The organism is Planococcus sp. BI3, assembly GCF_056680115.1.
Window position 1 is genome coordinate 16,316 of record NZ_CM155266.1, and the last position, 18,938, is coordinate 35,253.

Consider the following 18,938-nt stretch of genomic DNA (forward strand, 5'->3'; position numbering starts at 1 on the left):
ACTGCTGCTCATGTCCTGGAACCCTGCCAGCCACTACATGCCGAAGTTCTGAATCAGTGCACGCCGCAAATCAGGCTGCCAATGCTTCCAAGTATGGTCTCCATCAAATTCTTCATAAAAGATCGAAAACCCTTTATTTTTCATTAAATTATTTAATTGCCGGTTCGGTCCGATAAAATCTTCTGTTGTGCCATTGCCCAGTTTGACTGCGGTTTCTTCTTTTCCAATCACATGGTAAACGGTAAAGGAATTGGCCGATTGGAAAGCCTCCACTGCCGTCAGCATTTCTTTCCCGACCTTTGGAGATTGCAGGATGACACGGCCGAAAATATTCGGGTATTTCAAAGCAGCCATCAAAGACACGGTCGCTGCCAGCGAATCCCCGATCAACGCACGGCCCATGCCCACTTGGTAAGTCGGGTATTTTTCGTCCAGGAAAGGCACCAATTCGTGTGCCAGAAACCGCAGGTAGGCACCGTGTTGTTCGCCAGTCGGCTCATACTTTTTGTTCCGGTCAGCGACGCTCTTATATGGAACACCGACCACGATGATGTTTTCAATTTCCTGCTTTTCTAATAGCTCATCCACAACACGCGGAATTCTCCCTAATTGAAAATAATCTTTGCCGTCAGAAGCGATGACCAGCGTATATTTATATAAGGGCGAGAAATTGGAAGGAAGATAGACAAGCAATTGCATGTCTTCTTGGAGTTCCTTGCTGTAGATGGATAAATCTTCTACCTTTCCAGTAGTCATTGAGAGGCCTCCTCTAGAGTTTTGTAAGAAAATTGTACCATACTGAATGCGCAAGGTATAATGGAAAAAGAACACCAATATATATAGGGAAGGGGTTTTTGATATGGATGGCGGAAGATTCCGGGTTCACTCAGACGAGGTCACAAAAGCAACGCATGAAGCATTGGAACGCAGAGGGGTCACCAATGAAGACATAGCCAAAATAGTGTTGGATATGCAGCTGCCTTTCAATGAAGGGCTGACGATCGAGCATTGCATGGAATCGGTCGAAAGTGTCTTGCGCAAACGTGAAATGCAACATGCTCTTTTAGTTGGCATTGAATTGGATGAATTGGCAGAGCAAGGTAAATTATCCCGTCCACTCCAGCAGATTGTTGGATCGGATGAAGGGCTTTTTGGCGTCGATGAAATGATCGGGCTGGGAGCCGTTTTAACTTATGGCAGCATCGCCGTGACGACATTCGGTCACTTGGACAAAAATAAAACAGGCATCATCCATAACCTTGATACAAAATATGGGGGCCAGGTTCATACTTTTTTGGATGACTTAGTAGCAAGTGTCGCTGCGTGTGCATCAGCCCGTATTGCCCACCGGACGCGTGACCTTGAAGAGCAAGGCAGAACCTTCGAAGATCTGGCTCCAGAAGACACAGCTCCTGAAACACATGTAGAAGGCGCTGAAACGTGAGTATTTTTCTGAATGTTCCCGCTGTAAGCGGTTGAATTTCTTGAAATGAATTGAAACTAGTAAGAAAGACATGCTATTATGAAGATGGAACATGGAATACTACTTTAGAAAAGGGAGGTCACTTTATGTTGAATAAGAAATTTGGTTTATTTGCTGCAGTAACTCTTGCAGGATCTGTATTTTTGGCAGGTTGCGGAGATGATGCAGCTACTGAACCCGAAGGCGAAGGCGGCGGCGCTGCTGATCCCGAATTCCTCAGCATCCTGACTGGCGGCACAACAGGAACGTATTATCCACTTGGCGGCGCAATGGCGACAATCATTGAAAACGAAACCGGCTTGGATACAACGGCTGAAGTTTCACAGGCTTCTGCTGCAAACATGACAGCACTTGCTGATGGCGCTGCACAGATCGCATTTGTCCAAACGGATACAGCTTTCTATGCTGCTGAAGGATCGAATATGTTCGAAGGCGAAGTGATCGATACTGTTTCTGCCATCGGTGCACTTTATCCGGAGACAATTCAATTGGTTACGACTTCAAGCTCGGGAATCGCTTCATTTGATGATTTGGCAGGCAAAAGCATCTCTGTTGGTGCCCCTGGATCCGGGACTTATATTAACGCTGAACAATTATTGGAAATCCATGGCATGACAATGGAAGATATCGATGCACAGAACCTTGACTTCGGTGAGTCACAGGAAAGTCTGCAGTCAGGTCAAATTGACGCGGCATTCATCACTGCAGGAACTCCGACAGGCGCAGTTGAAAGCCTTGGAGCTACTTCAGATGTTGTCATTGTGCCTGTAGAGCAGGACAAAGCTGACGAACTGATTGAAAAATACCCATATTATGCCCACGACGTTGTACCATCCGGCATCTACGGCTTGACTGAGGAAGTTCCGACTGTCTCTGTTTTGGCTATGCTAGTGGTTCAGAACGACCTTTCAGAAGACCTTGTCTATGACATCACGAAAGCGATCTATGAAAACACAGATCAAATCCAGCATGCAAAAGCTGAATTTATCAAATCTGAAACAGCTCTTGATGGGATCGGAATCGATATCCATCCGGGAGCACAGAAATATTTTGACGAAGTAAATTAATTGAATGAGCAATTAACTGGCGGTAAAGCGCAAGCTTGCCGTCAGTTATTTGTTTTACAGATGGAGGAGAATGGACTATGCGGTTTACCCGAACCCAACTAATTCTTCCATTGTTGATTGCCCTCATCTTAATCGGCTCCTTAATCGCATTCTTCCCTTTCCATAAATATTATGTGTTTATCGATAATGAGATTGAAGAAACAGCGGCTTATGTGCCCGTAGAAAGCCCGTATTTCCAAATAAGGTATACGCATTCCATTCATCTGTCAGAAGTCATCGAAAGCTACAAAGTGGTGGAGAATAATGTTTTGATGATGACCGAGCTTGAATACGAAGATTTTAATATTGGCATGCCTTCAAATGCAGGAGAAGGGGAAACCTTTGTCGAAAGGGACGGGAAATACTTTATCAAGAACATGAAGAGGAAGATTCCTGAGTTCCGGCTGTTTGTGGGGGATGTTGATGCAGGATTGTCATTTGTTGCAAAAGGGCACCAGATGGATTTGAAGAAAACGCTTGAAAGAGGGAAGTCCTACACTTTTCGGGTAGAGCGCTTGTCCCTATTTCAACTAAGAAAAGGAGTGAGAATGGATGAGCGATAAGTTGTCTCCGGATGAGCGCGAACAGCAAAAGCTTCCACCAGAAGATGAGTCTTACATTTCAGAAGAAAAGCAGAAGGAAATTCTACAGAAATATGATCCTGAATCCAACACGCGGGATTTAAGCGGATTCATTAAACACGTGGTCTTTTTTGGATTATTGGCTTTTGCCTTATTCCAACTTTATACCGCCATTTTCGGACAGTATACCGCCTATATTCAGCGGTCAATCCACTTAGGGTTTGCCTTGTCCTTAATCTATATCTTATTCCCTGCAAGAAAACGCAAAGGGATTCGCCATAAAGTGGCCTGGTACGATTACATCCTGGCTCTGTTGTCGATCGGCGTAGCCGCTTATTGGCCGATCATGTATGACGATTTAGTGTTTCGTCTCGGACGAGTCACGGAAATGGACCTGATCGTCGGCATTTTAGCAACCTTACTGACACTTGAAGCCACACGGCGTGCAGTGGGAATGCCGATTACCGTCATTGCCGGTTTATTTTTAACTTATGCCTTTTTTGGACCTTATTTCCCTGGGTTTCTACGCCACAGAGGACAGGACCTGGATTCACTTGTCCAGCTGATGTTCTATACAACCGACGGCATATTGGGGACACCAATCGGCGTATCGGCGACTTTCATCTTTACCTTCCTGTTATTCGGTTCCTTCCTCGTCAAGACAGGAGTCGGACAGTATTTCAATGACTTGGCGGTATCACTTGCCGGGAATTTGACAGGTGGACCGGCAAAAGTGGCAATTTTCTCGAGTGCCCTGCAAGGGACCATTTCGGGGAGTTCGGTTGCCAACGTTGTAACTTCGGGTTCCTATACAATCCCAATGATGAAAAAATTGGGGTATAAGAAGGAATTCGCCGGCGGGGTAGAAGCAGCGGCCTCGACAGGCGGACAATTGATGCCGCCGATCATGGGGGCCGCAGCCTTCCTGATGGTGGAATTCATCGGTGGAGTGACTTACTGGGAAATTGCGAAAGCAGCTACAATACCAGCTCTTTTGTATTTCACAGGGGTTTGGATCATGACTCATTTTGAAGCCAAGCGAATCGGCTTGAAGGGCCTTTCGCCGGAAGAGATGCCAGACCGCAAAGAAGTATTGAAAAAGATTTACCTTCTGCTTCCGATTGTCGCCATCATCGTATTCCTGTTGATTGGCATTCCGACAATGCAGGCGGCACTTTACGGAATTTTGCTGACGATATTCGTCAGTTCCTTCAATAAAGAAACGCGTCTGAATTTCAAAGATATGATTTTAGCGCTGGTTGACGGGGCTCGGACTGCCTTGGCTGTTGCAGCCGCAACAGCATCAGCCGGAATTATTGTCGGGGTCGTCGTAAAAACCGGCCTTGGCTTGAGCTTGGCGAACGGATTGGTTTCAGCTTCAGGAGGAAATATCCTGTTGACGCTTTTCTTCACCATGCTGGCAGCGATTGTCCTGGGCATGGGTTCACCGACAACCGCCAACTATGTCATCACGTCTACGATAGCGGCTCCGGCCATCATCACCTTGTTGATGCTGGATGAGCCGGTTGGCGCAGCGGTGCCGCTTGTGGTCGCGTTGTCTGCCCATCTATTCGTGTTCTATTTCGGGATCATCGCCGATATTACACCGCCTGTTGCCTTGGCGGCATTTGCAGCATCAGGAATCTCGGGCGGGGAACCGATCAAAACCGGTTTTATTGCAGCTAAATTAGCAGCAGCAGCGTTCATCATTCCGTATATGTTCGTTTTATCACCGTCTCTTCTGATGATCGATACGACCTGGCCAGAACTGATCTGGGTATTGATCACCGCTCTGACAGGTATGATCGCCATTGGAGCAGGACTGATCGGGTATTGGTACCGGAAGCTCAACTGGATCGAGCGTATTCTTACATTTGCAACCGGGTTGGCTTTGATTTATCCGGAAGGTCTGTCTGATACGATTGGTGCGATTGCATTTGTGATTCTTTTTGGAATCCAATGGCTGGCACGCGATAAAAAACCTGCTAAAACAGCAGAAGCATAAAAAATGTGAAAAGACCGGTCGGGCTGATGCCCGGCCGGTTTTCTTTTGATATATTTTTTAACTGCAGAAGAACGAAAAAAGCCACCACCCGAAGGCGATGACTTTTTCAAAGCAAACTTTGTTCCTAAAGCTTGCAGTGGGTTTGGCACCCAATGATTCCTGCAGGGCGGGAGCAGTTAGTGTACTGGTTTCCGGTGCGCTGATAAGAACGATGGATGTCAAATCTCTTACTCCAACCATCATAATACGCGGTCAGCCAAATGTAAAGTTGTTAGAAAATTTGTTTTTCAGGAGGCGGATCGGTTTTTCTGTCTATTTTGATACACTTCATCTTTTAGAGCATCAGACTAAAAGCTAGAACAGTTTTAAACTAGCCGCTTCCCCTTTCATCCCTTTTCACTCAAGTGAAGAGGGATTTTTTTATTTTCATAAAAGGATTGCCGTTGTCGGATCTGTGGTATAGAATAAGAACATACGTTCCCTTATAGGAGATGGTGATGATGAAGGTACATGAATTGCCGGAACGCTCCATATTCTGTATTGATATGCGCGGCTTTTACGCCAGTGTTTCTGCGGTCGAGCTGGGCTTGGATCCACTGGAAGCCTGTCTTGCGGTTGTCGGAAATCAGGAGCGGAAAGGCAGTGTGGTTTTAGCTGCGTCCCCGATGATGAAGGCGCGGTTTGGCGTGAAAACCGGCACACGGCTTTTTGAAATTCCAAACCACCGGGATATCTTGCTGATTGAACCCAAAATGAAGCTGTATTTGCAGCAGTCCATGGCTATCACTGAATTATTGGGGACTTATGTGCCAAAAGAATCGATTCACATCTACAGTGTGGACGAAAGCTTTATTGAGCTTACCGGCACCGAGAAGTTATGGGGACCGCCTGCATCCACCATGCGCCGCATCCAGCAGGAGCTGCTCGATTGCTTTAAACTGCCTTCCTCAGTCGGTGGAGGGCCCAATATGCTGCTGGCGAAGCTGGCCCTGGATCTGGAAGCGAAAGAAACTGGTTTTGCCTATTGGACATATGCTGATGTGGCAACGAAGTTATGGCCAGTTACGCCTCTACGCAGAATGTGGGGGATTGGATCCCGGACCGAAAAGACCTTGAACAGCATGGGCATCTATTGTGTCGGGGATTTGGCATGCACGGATCTTTCCATCCTCGAAAACCAGTTTGGCATTTTGGGCAATCAACTGCATCAGCATGCCAATGGCATCGATTTGTCGGATTTGGGGTCTCCTTTAATCGAGGGGCAGATCAGTTACGGAAAAGGGCAGATTCTGTACCGGGATTACATAGAAGAAAAAGACATCATGACCATCATCCTGGAAATGTGCGAAGACGTCGCAATGCGGACGCGCCAAGCGCGCCGAGCAGGGCGGACCATACATTTAGGCATCGCATACAGCAAGACCGCTTTCGGTGGGGGATTTTCCCGCTCACGCTCTATTGAAGAAGCGACCAATGACACCTTGAAGATTTACGGCATCTGCCAAGAGATTTTCCGGGAACATTTCCAGCACAAACCTGTCCGGCAGATTTCCCTGTCCATCAGCAACCTGGAAGAAGAATCATCGATGCAGTTAAGCCTCTTTGATGAACGGAAGTTCGAAAACAGAAGTCTTGGAACAGCTATGGACGACATCCGGAAAAAGTACGGCTATTCGGCGATTTACCGCGGCATATCAGGAACACAGGCAGGCACAGCCATCGCACGGACGAAATTGATCGGCGGACACAATAAAGAATAAGGGGAGTGGTCTGATGAAGCGCAATAAATATTTAAAAACCGTAGGCGACATCAAAGACCGTGGAAAGATCAAATGGACAGCTTTAATGCTGCCGGAACATGTCGAAATGATCCGGGAGTGGTACGAAAAAGACGAAAAGGTGCCGAAGCCCGAGCTGAATGAGTACGACCTGCAGCTGCTCCAGGAGGAGATGGACATTGCATTAAAGCGCCAATGCGAAGTTCTCATCCACAGCTGGAAGGACGGCGCCATCCATGAACACAGGGGCATCATTGAAGGCATCGATGCAAGGAGCCGGATGTTGATTTACGGAGACCAAGCTGAGAAGCACAGGCTGCCGATGGATAGAGTGGTATCGATTTTGACGGTCGAATGAAAGTAGGAATCGCTTATTGGAGAAATTTAGAAAAGGAATGATCGAATGAAACAGTTAAATTTGTATTTCTTTGGTGAAGAAGAGGTAAGCTTTGGAGACGGGTTCTATTTCTATGGTGTTATTTTGCTGATTGTCATATTATTGTTTTTAATATGATGTCGCGGTCGCCGTTTTTTCGGCTGGCTATCCGAAGGTTGATAGAATATAAGCAGCAAAAAAACCGCGCAGCCAATGGGGCTGTGCGGTTTTTCGATTTAACACCCATGCCGGACAAAATTGTGAGGAAGGCAGATAGGGCGATTCTCAAAGGAAGTTACGCCAACAGAGTTGGAACTTTGAAAAGAGGTATTCCTAATTAACTGAAGAATTGTATAGAATAGGGAGGTGGAAGTATGTTTAAGGAAAGTATTACACTGCCCTTGATATATTTTGCAGTATCTACAGTTTGGCAATTAGTTAGTAATAGTGAGATTAAATGGATCGATAACGTAGGCATATCGTTTTTTATTTTCTTGTTTCTTCTGTTTTATAACTGGTCAAAAGTACCTTATAAATACAAGAAAGACGACCACTCTTAATAGAGGTAGAGATTGCTGTAGAGTAAATTTAGAGGACAATCACTTCTGGGAATTTGTAACAAGATATATTTTTTGCTATTTCTTATAGGAAGAAAAAACTATACTTCAGAGACAACCAAAAGCACCTTTTTAATGTAGACACAAAAAAGCACTCTCTAACGAAAGAGAGTGCTTACTGTAACCCCTTGCTGTATACGGGTTTTTTATGATTCCTACTGGGCTCGAACCAGCGACCTCTACCCTGTCAAGGTAGCGCTCTCCCAGCTGAGCTAAGGAATCTCAATTTCCAGGACAAATATAAGTATAGCTTGTCCTGGGAAAAAGTCAATAGTTTTTAAGTAAGAAAAGGACTGTCCATGTTTAGCCTCATGCAGTTAGCAAATTCCGCCTCCAGATCCTTCTCTAGTGCAGCGGAATGAAAATCGCATTTTCTTACTGGCCAACACCCCGGAAACCGGCATCTTGTGCTTCTTGTTCCGTGCAGAACCATTCTTCCGGATTGGTTTGCTCGTAGGAGGAATCGCTCGGCAAGTGATAGATTTTATTGCCGTTGCGGTTGATATTGCCTTTGATCTCACAATCGCCGTCAGTCGGCTCACTGGCGGCAGGACTGTTATTTCCGGTTGAATCCTGGCCGAACGCATCCGAGTTGAAGCCCCGGTCAGTGGAATAGTTTTCGTATTGCCAAATGCCTGCTTCTTTGTCTCTCGCGATTTGTTCCGCTTGCTCGAAGTCATCGAGATAGCGTGTATTTGGAGGGAAGACATAGGCGACTCTGGCAAGTCCCGATTCAATCATCTGTTCCTGTACGCTTTCGCCATCCACATAAATATAGGCCAGCAAGCGGTCGTAATCGTCAAAGCGGTCGCCGACGTCAAACTCAATCGATACATCGCCTGATTCGATCAAGCGTTTATTTTCTTCAGTGGCTTCTTTGCCGAGAGGCTGTTCGCCCAGGCGCGGGTGGTTGGTTTCCGGTGTATCCATCAACAGATAGCGGACGGTGACTTCTTCACCTTCATAGATGATTTTAATGGTGTCGCCATCAATGACCTGCGTCACTTCCACATCGATGTGGTCGGTCGTGCCAGCGGTGTCAGTCGTCTCCAACATGCCACAGCCGGAGAGGAAGAATAGGGCCAGCAACATCAGTTTTAATTTCATAGGAATCCCTGCTTTCGTTTCTTCATTAGTATATGGAATAGTAGGTTTTGTGGCAACCAGCCAGTGGGTCAACGGCTTTTATCCAAAAGATTCTTCCTAAAAAAGTGCAGAATAAAACGCCTCTTTCAATTATAAACGGAAAGAGGCGTTTTTATGTATAACAGCGACAATAGCTATCTATAAACTTCAGCAATTACAGCGCTGGCTCCGTGTGCTGTGCAGTTTCATCATAATACAAGATGGATTCTTCCGTAAGGCTTTCCAGCTTTTCTTTATCGACCCCGACTTCCAGTTGTCCTGTAAAAATAGGTTCCCACCAATTTGGTTGTTTATTCATCATATTTCCTCCTCAGACGGTAATGGTATTGTTTGACTATTCTATACCCCGAAAGGTTACACTAATAAACAAACAGTCCAAAAAAGCCGAAAGGCCGGAAAAGGAGAGAGTGTGGATGATTTCAATCGGCATCATTGGAGCGGGAATTGTTGGTGAACGGATCATTAAACAGATTCAGCAGGAAAATCATGTGGAGATCAAAATAGTTTACGATCAGCAGACAGAACGCCTCGCGCAAATCAGCGACACTTACGGGATCCCGATGGCGAAATCGGTGGAGGAAGTCCTGTATTCGGATATTACCTGGGTCTATATTGCGACACCTCCCGCTTTTCATGCAGACATCGCCAAACTGGCGGCCAGTGCTGGCATCAATATCTTATGTGAAAAACCTTTGGCACATAATGTGGAAGGGGGCGAAATGATGGCAGCTGCCGCACAGGATAATCGCATCCAAACGGCTATGCATTTTCCTTTAATGTATAAACCGGCCATCCGCGAAATGGCCAAGCGCATCAAAAGCGGACATATTGGAAAAGTGGTCAGGATTGAACTGCAAACCTTTTTCCCGGACTGGCCACGATTGTGGCAACAGAATCCGTGGATCGGTTCACGAAGCCAGGGCGGCTTTGTCCGCGAAGTGTTTCCGCATTACTTCCAATTGATGAACCGGCTTTTCGGTGAACTGTCGTTTAGCTCCCATCACATCAGTTATCCGGCAGATGCTGATAAATGCGAAACCGGATTGATCGCCCATGGGCTTACCCGCGACGGGATTCCTTTTCTGGTGGCAGGCATCAGCGGCATCGGCCAAAAGGAAAATTTGCAGTTTAAGGTATACGGCGAGCAAGGGGTTCTGACGCTGGAAAACTGGTCGGATCTATATGAATCAACGAAAGGCGAAGACCGTCAATTGATCAATGAATTTGAAGATGTTCCGTCGCTTTTTGAGGAAATGAACAATCACTCGACTCTTTTGGTCAATTTTGAAGAAGGGCTGGTCGTCCAGCGCTATATTGATCATTTATTGACTGAATAAGTGTTCATTTTTTGAATCAGAGACCGTAGTTGATATAATGAAGAGACTTGAAGGAGGTTGGAAAATGAATTTTACAGCAACTGACGTGGAACAGATGATTGAAGAACAACGCAATTATTTTTATACAGGTGATACTAAATCAACCACTTTTCGGATTGAGCAATTGCATCGGTTGAAAAGCGTGATCCAATCCCATGAAACAGAAGTGATTCATGCTTTGAAGAAAGACTTGGGCAAGAGTGAATTTGAAGCCTATGCAACAGAAGTGGGATTTGTGCTCGACAGCATCGGCAGCATGGCAAAAAACCTGGAAGATTGGATGAAGCCGGAGCAAGTCAAGACACCGATTCATCTTCAGCCGGCGAAAAGCTTCGTCATCCGTGAACCATACGGCTCTGTTTTGATCATCGGACCTTTCAATTATCCATTCCAATTGGTGATGGAGCCTTTGATCGGCGCCATTATCGGCGGAAATTGCGCAGTCGTCAAGCCTTCTGAAGCGACGCCTCATGTAGCAAGTGTCATCCGCACCATCATTGAAGAAGCATTTCCTTCCTATTACATTCGTGTGGTGGAAGGCGAGCGCGAAGAAGTGACGGCTTTGATCCACGCCTCATTCGATTATATTTTCTTCACCGGCAGCGTCAATGTCGGAAAAGTCATCATGAAAGCGGCATCTGAGCGCTTAACACCGATTACCTTGGAGCTCGGCGGCAAAAGTCCGGCGATTGTGGACCAGACGGCAAACCTCGATCTGGCAGCGAAACGGATTGCCTGGGGGAAACTGATGAACACGGGGCAAACCTGTGTGGCACCGGATTACATTTGTGTACACGAATCGGTGAAAGACGAATTCCTGAAAAAGCTGACGAAAACGATAAAAGAGTTTTATGGAAAAGACGCACAAAAGAGTCCGGATTATGGGCGCATCGTCAATACCCAGCATTTTGACCGCTTAGCGGAAATTGTGCAGAAGGAAGCCGACCAAGTCATTTACGGCGGCAAAATGGACCGTGATGATCTGTATATCGAACCAGTGCTGCTGGACAATATCACGTGGGACAGCCCATCGATGGAAGACGAGATTTTCGGACCGGTTTTGCCGATCATCACTTATACGGATCTGCCGTTGCTGCTTCGCCAAATCCGTAAATTGCCGAAGCCTTTATCGGCTTACCTGTTCTCGGAAAACGACCGGGCGATCCGGTTCTTCCTGGATCAATTGCCGTTTGGTGGCGGCTGCATCAATGACACGGTTTCCCATGTGGGCAGTTCGTATCTGCCGTTTGGCGGAATCGGCACGTCAGGCGTCAATTCCTATCACGGCAAGTCCAGCTTTGAAACCTTTACACACGCCAAATCGATTTTGAAGAAATCAACTAAATTATCGACGAATCTGGTCTTTCCGCCTTATAAAAACAAAGCGAAATGGATCAAAACGGTATTGAGATAAGCGGCCTGCGGGTCGCTTTTTTCTTTTTCGGATTTTTGCGCTTTTGGGGCTAAACGGCTGCTTTCGCTTTTCGTATTGTCCAGACTCCGGCGCCCAGCTCTTCGGGTCATAAGCCAACCCAGCGCCGTGGCAAAGAGCGCCACTTTGCTGGTCTGTCTTATGCCTGTCAGAGCTACACGGGCGCTTGCGCTTTTCGTATTGTCCAGACTCCGGCGCCCAGCTCTTCGGGTCATAAGCCAACCCAGCGCCGCGGCAAAGAGCGCCACTTTGCTGGTCTGTCTTATGCCTGTCAGAGCTACACGGGCGCTTACGCTTTTCGTATTGTCCAGACTCCAGCGCCCAGCTCTTCGGGTCATAAGCCAACCCAGCGCCGTGGCAAAGAGCGCCACTTTGCTGGTCTGGCTTATGCCTGTCAGAGCTACACGGGCGCTTGCGCTTTTCGTATTGTCCAGACTCCGGCAGCCAGCCCCTCGAGTCGCTTCAGTCTTACCTGCAATGGCAAAGAGCGCCATTACCGGTAAGACCTCCAGCGCTTGTCGGAGCTAAACGGCTGCCTCCGCTTTTCGTATTTCTGCTATGATAACCGTAAGAGGTGATGGCAATGGCGGAACGCATTTTAATTGTGGAAGATGAAAAAAGTATTGCGCGTGTACTGGAATTGGAATTGAAGTTTGAAGGCTACGAAACAGGCGTTGCCCACACAGGGTCGGAAGGGTTGATCCAATTCCGGGAGCAGGACTGGGATTTGGTGCTGCTTGATTTGATGCTTCCGGAAATTCATGGTCTGGATGTCTTGAAACGCATCCGTTCTTCTGATGGTTCAATTCCGGTCATTTTACTGACAGCCAAAAACGATGTGAAAGATAAAGTGGCCGGTTTGGATTTGGGAGCGAACGATTATGTCACCAAACCATTTGAGATTGAAGAATTGCTGGCACGGATCCGCGCTTGCCTGCGCTTGTCGAATGGCAACGGCAATTCAACGCTGCACCGTTTCCGTGAGTTGGAGATGAACGAAAGCACACGGGACGTCAAAAGAGGCGGACGTGTAATTGAATTGACGCCGCGGGAGTTTGACTTGCTGCTGTATCTGATCAAAAATCCGCAGCAGGTACTCAGCCGGGAACAGGTGCTGAACGCCGTGTGGGGATATGATTATTATGGCGATACCAATGTAATCGATGTATATATCCGCTATTTGCGGAAGAAAGTGGACGCTGGCGAAAGCTCGACCTATATCCAGACCGTCCGTGGTGTCGGCTATGTATTGAAGGAGCAAGGCAATGAAACTTAAAAATAAGATTCATATCTCTTCGACTTTGCTGATGCTTGTCATTTTGCTGGTACTGGCTTTTGTCATTTATTTTTCATTCAGCCAATTGACTTACTCGACGGAAGTGGAACAGCTGCAGTCAGAAACAAACTCGCTGGTAGCCGCATTCAATGAAGCGGAAACTGCAGATCCGGGAACTGTGCTGCGGGCATATGTACCGGTCAATGGGCTTGTGAAGGTGACTGGCTCAGCTGGTGAACAGCTGACACTGGTCCAAGCGCCATCGGTGACCGCAGAACTCCCTAGTGAACTGGATGGCCAGTCGGGAACTGTGAGTGTGGCAGGCGACCGCTTTTCTTATGTCAAAGCACCGATCATCTGGACAGACGGCCAAGTGGCAGAATTGACAGTCGCACAGTCTTTGCGGGAAACGACAAATAACTTGAATACGCTGCGCCTGGTCCTGGTGGTGGGAACTTTACTGGCGATGATTCCCGTCATCATTTCCAGCATCGTGCTGGGGAAAATCGTGACACTGCCGATTACCAACCTTACGAAGACCATGACGCGCATCCAGCGAAACGGCCAATTTGAAAAACTGCCCGTGGAAGGGAAGTCTCAGGATGAGCTGGCGCAGATGGGCCATACCTTCAACGAAATGATGGGCTTGCTGGAAGAAAATTATTCCAAGCAGGAGGAGTTTGTTTCCAATGCTTCCCATGAACTGAAGACGCCGCTGACGGTCATCGGCAGTTATGCCAAATTGCTCGAGCGGCAAGGGATGCACGATGAGAAAATTGCAGAAGAAAGCATCTCTGCCATCCGCGCAGAAACCGATCGGATGAAAGCGTTGATTGAGCAGTTGCTGCACATTGCCCGCCGGAGTGAGTCGCGGGTCGAATGGACAAAAGTGAACGCAATCGAGTTATTGGAGCAGACTGTTACAGCGATGAACACGTCCTACGATCGCGAATTCCAGCTGATTACAACTGAAAAATCCCTGCCGGTCATCACCGATACGGCAAAATTTAAACAACTGCTGTACATTCTGCTCGATAACGCCCGGAAATACAGCTCGGATAAAGTAGAAGTGATTGCGAGAAAAAATGGCGACACCGTCATTCAGGTTCGCGATACGGGAATCGGCATTCCAAAAGAAGCAGTGCCTTTTGTCTTTGAACGTTTTTACCGGGTGGATAAAGCAAGAAACCGGGAAACAGGCGGTTTTGGCCTAGGGCTGTCTTTGGCGAAGCAATTAGCCGACTCCTTGAACGTCAAAATCGAACTGGAAAGCATTGAACAGCTCGGTACAACAGTATCCATCATTTTCTCAGAGAATTTTAATGTTGAGGGTGTACACTCGAAACAGGAGGGATTGTGATGCGAAAATGGATGGTAATGGCTTCAGCAACAATCTTGCTTGGAGCAGCAGTCCTGGTGTTTCTGATGTTTCCAAGTTCTTCACAGGACATTACACTGGAACAAGCCAATGAAACGGTTATCAGTCTGTACGGAGGAAAAGTGGAAAAGACCACGGAATCCACAGATGCCTATAGAGTGGAATTTCAGCGTGCGGACGGACATTACCTGGCGCTGGTCAACCGGCAGAACGGGCAAGTGGAGTCCATGGAGTTGATTGAGAAAATGGAAGTGGCTAAAGAGTTGACGCAACAACAGGCAGAGGAGATTGCTTTGCAGCAGGCTGCAGGGGAAATCGATGGCGTTACTTATAATGAAGAACGAAATGAATACGATGTCGCAGTAAAAGAAGAGACGCAATTGTCGACGGTAGTCGTCTCGGCAGCTACTGGAGAAGTGCGCAAGATCAGCCAGGAGCCGATCGAAGCGGAAGCCCCAGCGGAGGAACCCGAACCTGATCGAATCATTACACGTGATGAAGCAGTCCGGCTGGCTAAAAACACTTTGGACGGAGAACTCCAGGAAGTGGAGTTTGTACAGACGGAAGACGGCGGCTACTACTTGGTGGAAATTGAAAACGACCAGACCGAACAAGAAGCAACCATTCAGATCCATGCGATCCGCGGTGATACCATGACAGTCGAATGGGACGATTGAATCTGAGAACACTTTCATGTATTTCTCATCATATTCTCATAAAGCCTTAATCTTCTGCTCAGAAGAGAAGGTTATTGTAAGGGTAACAACAAATGAGGAGGAGAAATTACATGAAGAAATTAATTTACATTCCAGTTGCAGCAGGGGTTTTGGCGTTTGGGGGCATAGTCTTGGCCAACACTGAAGCGCCTGCAGCCAATCCGGCATCTGAATCAGGAACGATGACCAACGAAGTGCAGGCATCCTCAGCAACAGAAAAAATGCTCAGCTTTGAAGAAGTCTCAGCGAAAGCCTTGGCGCTGGCAGATGGCCGCATCACGGATATTGAATTGGACAAAGATGACAGAAGGCCCCATTACGAAGTCGATATCGATTTTGAAGGCTACGACTATGATTTTGAATTCGATGCCTACACAGGCGAAGTCCTGAAGCAAAAACGTGAAAAAGACAGAGAAGATGATTCTGCACAAATGAAAGAAGCAGCTTCACCGTCAAATACATCATCCGCTGCAAGCAATTCGAAAAGCCAGGCCGCATCATCAAGCGACAAATTGATCGGTTCTGATAAAGCGATCGAGGCGGCTTTAGCGGCAGTGAGCGGAACTGTTGAAAGTTTCGAACTCGAAAAAGATGATGGCGTTTCGTATTACGAAATCGAAATTAAAGATGGGCGTTCTGAGCATGATGTCGATGTGGATGCAAAAGATGGCTCTATCCTGAAAATTGATTCGGATACTGATGACGACGACGATGATGACAACGACTGGGATTGATCAAAAACATAGCCGCTAAATAAAGCACAAAAAAGACAGGAAGAGAAAAATCCATGGATTTTTCTCCTCCTGTCTTTTAGTTATTCAGTTGGCAACAGAATGGTCGCGGCTGTTCCAACCCCCAATGTGCTCGAGATAATGAGGTCGCCTTGGTGTTCTTGAATGATTTTTTGCGAAATGAGCAGACCCAACCCTGTGCCGGTTGCTTTTGTCGTATAAAAAGGCTGGAAAACCTCGCCTAAGTCTTCTGCTGAAATCCCATTTCCCGAATCATTAAAGCTGATGGACAGCATAGAATCATTTTCAGCCCTCAGCAGGATCCAAATTTCCCCAGGCTCCTCCATTGATTCGATGGCATTCTTCAATAAATTGATGAACACTTGTTTCAAGTGGTGTTCTTCTCCGTTCACCTGGAAATCTCCATCCCAGTCTTTCTTTACTGTGATCCCGTGAAGATTAAGCTCTGGACCAAACAGCAGCAAAATATCATCCAGTGCATTTTGTATGCTGAACTTCTTTAATGCCGAAGCTTGCGGTTTGGCCAAAATCAGAAATTCACTGATGATCAAATTGATGCGCTCCATCTCAGATTGGATCAAAGCAGTGTATTCTGGAAACAGATGCTTGGGATCATGGTGCATCATTTGGACGAAACCGGAAATGACGGTCATCGGGTTTCTGATTTCGTGGGCAACCCCGGCGGCAATTTCCCCAGCAAGTTTCAGTTTTTCCGATTGCAAAATCAGTTTTTCCGACTCTTTCTGATAGCTGATGTCCCGTGAGATGATGGACGTGGCGATTACTTTTTGAGACTGGTCAAATATAGGCGATAGGGTAACCTGCGCATGAAAGCGGCTGCCATCTTTTCGGACATCTATGGTTTCCAGGAGAGAATAGCTTTCTCCCTGCTGGACTTCCAATGTTCGCTTCTCGGCAGCCTCTTTCATATCCAGCGGATAAAGCGGCAGCGTCTTGCCGATGCATTCTTCAGAAGTCCATCCATATAACGCTTCAAAAGCGGGATTGACGGCGATGATTTTATTGTTCGAATCAAACACCGCAATGGCATCTTTCGCGGTTTCAAAAAATAATTGCAAATAGCCTTCTTTTGACATCAAGGCTTTTTCCATCGATTCATTTTTCAGTTCTAGTTGTTTCCAGTAATGGCTGAAATAAATACTGTGCAGCAGCGTAATCGACAATACAGCAACGAAAAAAATGACGATGGATAATTGAATATAAGGCAACGGGGCTCTTGCTGCAAACCGGTCAAATACTGTCATTAGAAGCGCAAATTCGATAGAAGTAATAATGGCCAGTATGACGATCGGTTTCGTATCATTGTAGAGGGCAGAAGCGACGATGGGAATTACAAAGAAAACGAGTGTTACAGAAGACAAAGATTCGAAATTTAAAATGAAAACATACAAATTCATAGCAAAAAGAACCATGAATTGAAGAACACGTTCCTGTATTTTTATTGAAAATAAACCCAGCAGCAATAGGTAGGAAAAGATGCCCAACAGCGGAGAAATGACCGCTGAATTCATGTCTACCCATTGGTTGAGCAGAAAATGCAGAATGCTTGAAAATCCGTACAAATGGATGAATAATTGATTTCTTTTGCGGTTGGTTTCATTTCTTTCCATTAGACACCTCGAAGTTCATACTTTTTAACGCTAATAGGTTAAGCTGATGAAAGTCACTTGTCGATATTCCAGTGAACAGCTCCATTTTTTGAAGAAGACCGGCCTGAAATAGCCGAATATGAATTCTTTGGTTCAACTTATACTATAATACTATAAGACAGGACTGTCCGAACATCTTTCATTTTGATATGATTATAAGATCAAGGAGTGATACAGATGACTTATCAGTGGAATCAAAGCGAAACAGTCGAGTTATTAAAAGAGCTAGTGGAAATTCCAAGCCCATCCGGATATACCATGGATGTCATGTCAAAAATCAGTGCATTATTAACCCAGTGGAACGTCGAGCACAAGACGACCCATAAAGGTGCTGTGATTGCGACAATCCAAGGGAAAAATCAGCAGCAGCATCGCCTGCTGACTGCACATGTCGATACTCTCGGCGCCATGGTGAAAGAAATCAAACCGAGCGGCCGCTTAAAATTGTCATTAGTGGGTGGCTTTAAATTCAATGCTATCGAAGGCGAAAATTGCCTGATACATAAAGCGGACGGTTCGACGGTCTCCGGTACGATTCTTTTGCACCAAACGACCGTCCATGTCTATAAAGACGCAGGTTCTGCTGAACGAAATGCCGACAATATGGAAGTGCGCCTGGATGAAAAAGCCTCCTCACAGGAGCAGGTACGCAGCCTAGGAATTGAAGTGGGAGATTTTGTGTCGTTCCAGCCAAGATTTGAAGCGACGGCATCGGGGTACATCAAATCCCGCCATTTGGATGATAAGGCAAGCACCGCGTTGCTCCTTCAATTGGTCAAGCATTTGAAAGATACTGGAGAACAGCTGCCGAATACGACGCATTTCTATATTTCCAATAATGAAGAAATTGGCTATGGCGGAAATGCAAGCATCCCTCCGGAAACACAGGAATACATTGCGGTCGATATGGGCGCCATCGGAGACGGACAGGAATCAGATGAATACACTGTGTCCATTTGTGCAAAAGATTCAAGCGGCCCTTACCATTACGGATTGACCCGCCACTTGATCTCCTTGGCAAAAGACCGGGGCATCGACTACAAAGTCGACATCTATCCTTATTATGGATCGGATGCATCAGCTGCCATCAGCGCCGGCCACGACGTCAAACATGCCTTGTTTGGTCCGGGCATTGAAGCTTCCCATTCATACGAACGTACCCATACCGATTCATTAAAAGCGGCGGCAGCCTTGCTTCATGCATATGTGCTGTCTCCATTGGTTTCATAAGAGTTAGGAGAGGATT

At 46.6% G+C, this 18,938-nt stretch carries 18 protein-coding genes and 1 tRNA gene; 13 read left to right on the forward strand and 6 right to left on the reverse strand.

Annotation, left to right across the window (positions count from 1 at the left end):
* Positions 1–33: 33 nt before the first annotated feature.
* On the reverse strand, positions 34–756 hold the full coding sequence (locus AC1MEO_RS00095) for an alpha/beta hydrolase (RefSeq protein WP_480333539.1): 723 nt from the start codon (positions 754–756) through the stop codon (positions 34–36).
* Between the two features lie 103 nt (positions 757–859).
* Between AC1MEO_RS00095 and AC1MEO_RS00100 the strand changes: the two genes are divergently transcribed.
* The 6 genes from AC1MEO_RS00100 to AC1MEO_RS00125 all read left to right on the forward strand — a co-directional run bounded on the left by AC1MEO_RS00100 (position 860) and on the right by AC1MEO_RS00125 (position 7,311).
* Positions 860–1,444: a phosphatidylglycerophosphatase A family protein gene (locus AC1MEO_RS00100; protein WP_480333541.1), complete on the forward strand. Its 585-nt coding sequence runs from the start codon at positions 860–862 to the stop codon at positions 1,442–1,444.
* 125 nt (positions 1,445–1,569) lie between these two features.
* A complete protein-coding gene (locus AC1MEO_RS00105; protein WP_480333543.1) occupies positions 1,570–2,550 on the forward strand; it encodes a TAXI family TRAP transporter solute-binding subunit in 981 nt (326 codons plus the stop codon).
* Positions 2,551–2,627: 77 nt separating this feature from the next.
* The gene (locus AC1MEO_RS00110; protein WP_480333545.1) at positions 2,628–3,152 is read left to right on the forward strand and encodes a DUF1850 domain-containing protein; all 525 of its coding nucleotides are present in this window, start codon (positions 2,628–2,630) and stop codon (positions 3,150–3,152) included.
* Positions 3,142–5,175, forward strand: coding sequence for a TRAP transporter permease (locus tag AC1MEO_RS00115; RefSeq protein ID WP_480333547.1), 2,034 nt, complete (start codon positions 3,142–3,144; stop codon positions 5,173–5,175). Before AC1MEO_RS00110 ends, AC1MEO_RS00115 begins: the two co-directional genes overlap by 11 nt.
* Positions 5,176–5,675: 500 nt before the next feature.
* The gene (locus AC1MEO_RS00120) at positions 5,676–6,935 is read left to right on the forward strand and encodes a Y-family DNA polymerase (RefSeq protein WP_480333549.1); all 1,260 of its coding nucleotides are present in this window, start codon (positions 5,676–5,678) and stop codon (positions 6,933–6,935) included.
* Positions 6,936–6,948: 13 nt separating this feature from the next.
* Positions 6,949–7,311 carry a YolD-like family protein gene (locus tag AC1MEO_RS00125; RefSeq protein WP_480333551.1) on the forward strand — a complete coding sequence of 121 codons (363 nt, stop codon included), beginning with the start codon at positions 6,949–6,951 and terminating at the stop codon, positions 7,309–7,311.
* Positions 7,312–8,095: 784 nt separating this feature from the next.
* On the opposite strand, the gene AC1MEO_RS00130 is transcribed toward AC1MEO_RS00125, so the two are convergent.
* The 3 genes from AC1MEO_RS00130 to AC1MEO_RS00140 form a co-directional block, all read right to left on the reverse strand.
* Positions 8,096–8,168 (reverse strand) — tRNA-Val (locus AC1MEO_RS00130).
* A 153-nt stretch (positions 8,169–8,321) separates the two neighbouring features.
* Positions 8,322–9,053 (reverse strand): thermonuclease family protein, encoded by a 732-nt coding sequence (locus AC1MEO_RS00135; protein ID WP_480333553.1) that lies wholly within the window; start codon positions 9,051–9,053, stop codon positions 8,322–8,324.
* 193 nt (positions 9,054–9,246) lie between these two features.
* Complete coding sequence (locus AC1MEO_RS00140) at positions 9,247–9,390, reverse strand: hypothetical protein (RefSeq protein WP_480333555.1); 144 nt, start codon at positions 9,388–9,390, stop codon at positions 9,247–9,249.
* A gap of 115 nt (positions 9,391–9,505) precedes the next feature.
* Between AC1MEO_RS00140 and AC1MEO_RS00145 the strand changes: the two genes are divergently transcribed.
* Together AC1MEO_RS00145 and AC1MEO_RS00150 are read left to right on the forward strand one after the other, a co-directional pair.
* A complete protein-coding gene (locus AC1MEO_RS00145; RefSeq protein ID WP_480333557.1) occupies positions 9,506–10,429 on the forward strand; it encodes a Gfo/Idh/MocA family protein in 924 nt (307 codons plus the stop codon).
* A gap of 64 nt (positions 10,430–10,493) precedes the next feature.
* On the forward strand, positions 10,494–11,882 hold the full coding sequence (locus tag AC1MEO_RS00150) for an aldehyde dehydrogenase (protein WP_480333559.1): 1,389 nt from the start codon (positions 10,494–10,496) through the stop codon (positions 11,880–11,882).
* Here the strand turns inward: AC1MEO_RS00150 and AC1MEO_RS00155 are convergent.
* Positions 11,840–12,394, reverse strand: a complete 555-nt coding sequence (locus AC1MEO_RS00155; RefSeq protein WP_480333561.1) for a hypothetical protein — start codon at positions 12,392–12,394, stop codon at positions 11,840–11,842. The genes AC1MEO_RS00150 and AC1MEO_RS00155 overlap by 43 nt on opposite strands.
* A gap of 89 nt (positions 12,395–12,483) precedes the next feature.
* Here AC1MEO_RS00155 and AC1MEO_RS00160 point away from each other — a divergent pair, with 89 nt between their 5' ends.
* The 4 genes from AC1MEO_RS00160 to AC1MEO_RS00175 all read left to right on the forward strand — a co-directional run bounded on the left by AC1MEO_RS00160 (position 12,484) and on the right by AC1MEO_RS00175 (position 16,004).
* Entirely contained in the window at positions 12,484–13,176 is a 693-nt protein-coding gene (locus AC1MEO_RS00160) for a response regulator transcription factor (RefSeq protein ID WP_480333563.1), read from the forward strand.
* The gene (locus tag AC1MEO_RS00165; RefSeq protein ID WP_480333565.1) at positions 13,166–14,536 is read left to right on the forward strand and encodes a sensor histidine kinase; all 1,371 of its coding nucleotides are present in this window, start codon (positions 13,166–13,168) and stop codon (positions 14,534–14,536) included. Before AC1MEO_RS00160 ends, AC1MEO_RS00165 begins: the two co-directional genes overlap by 11 nt.
* A complete protein-coding gene (locus AC1MEO_RS00170; RefSeq protein ID WP_480333567.1) occupies positions 14,536–15,231 on the forward strand; it encodes a PepSY domain-containing protein in 696 nt (231 codons plus the stop codon). The genes AC1MEO_RS00165 and AC1MEO_RS00170 overlap by 1 nt, the downstream gene beginning before the upstream one ends.
* A gap of 110 nt (positions 15,232–15,341) precedes the next feature.
* On the forward strand, positions 15,342–16,004 hold the full coding sequence (locus tag AC1MEO_RS00175; protein WP_480333569.1) for a PepSY domain-containing protein: 663 nt from the start codon (positions 15,342–15,344) through the stop codon (positions 16,002–16,004).
* An 80-nt stretch (positions 16,005–16,084) separates the two neighbouring features.
* Here the strand turns inward: AC1MEO_RS00175 and AC1MEO_RS00180 are convergent, their stop codons facing one another.
* Positions 16,085–17,653 carry an ATP-binding protein gene (locus tag AC1MEO_RS00180; protein WP_480333571.1) on the reverse strand — a complete coding sequence of 523 codons (1,569 nt, stop codon included), beginning with the start codon at positions 17,651–17,653 and terminating at the stop codon, positions 16,085–16,087.
* 216 nt (positions 17,654–17,869) lie between these two features.
* Between AC1MEO_RS00180 and AC1MEO_RS00185 the strand changes: the two genes are divergently transcribed.
* Positions 17,870–18,922, forward strand: coding sequence for a M42 family metallopeptidase (locus AC1MEO_RS00185; RefSeq protein WP_480333573.1), 1,053 nt, complete (start codon positions 17,870–17,872; stop codon positions 18,920–18,922).
* The last annotated feature ends 16 nt before the right edge of the window (positions 18,923–18,938 follow it).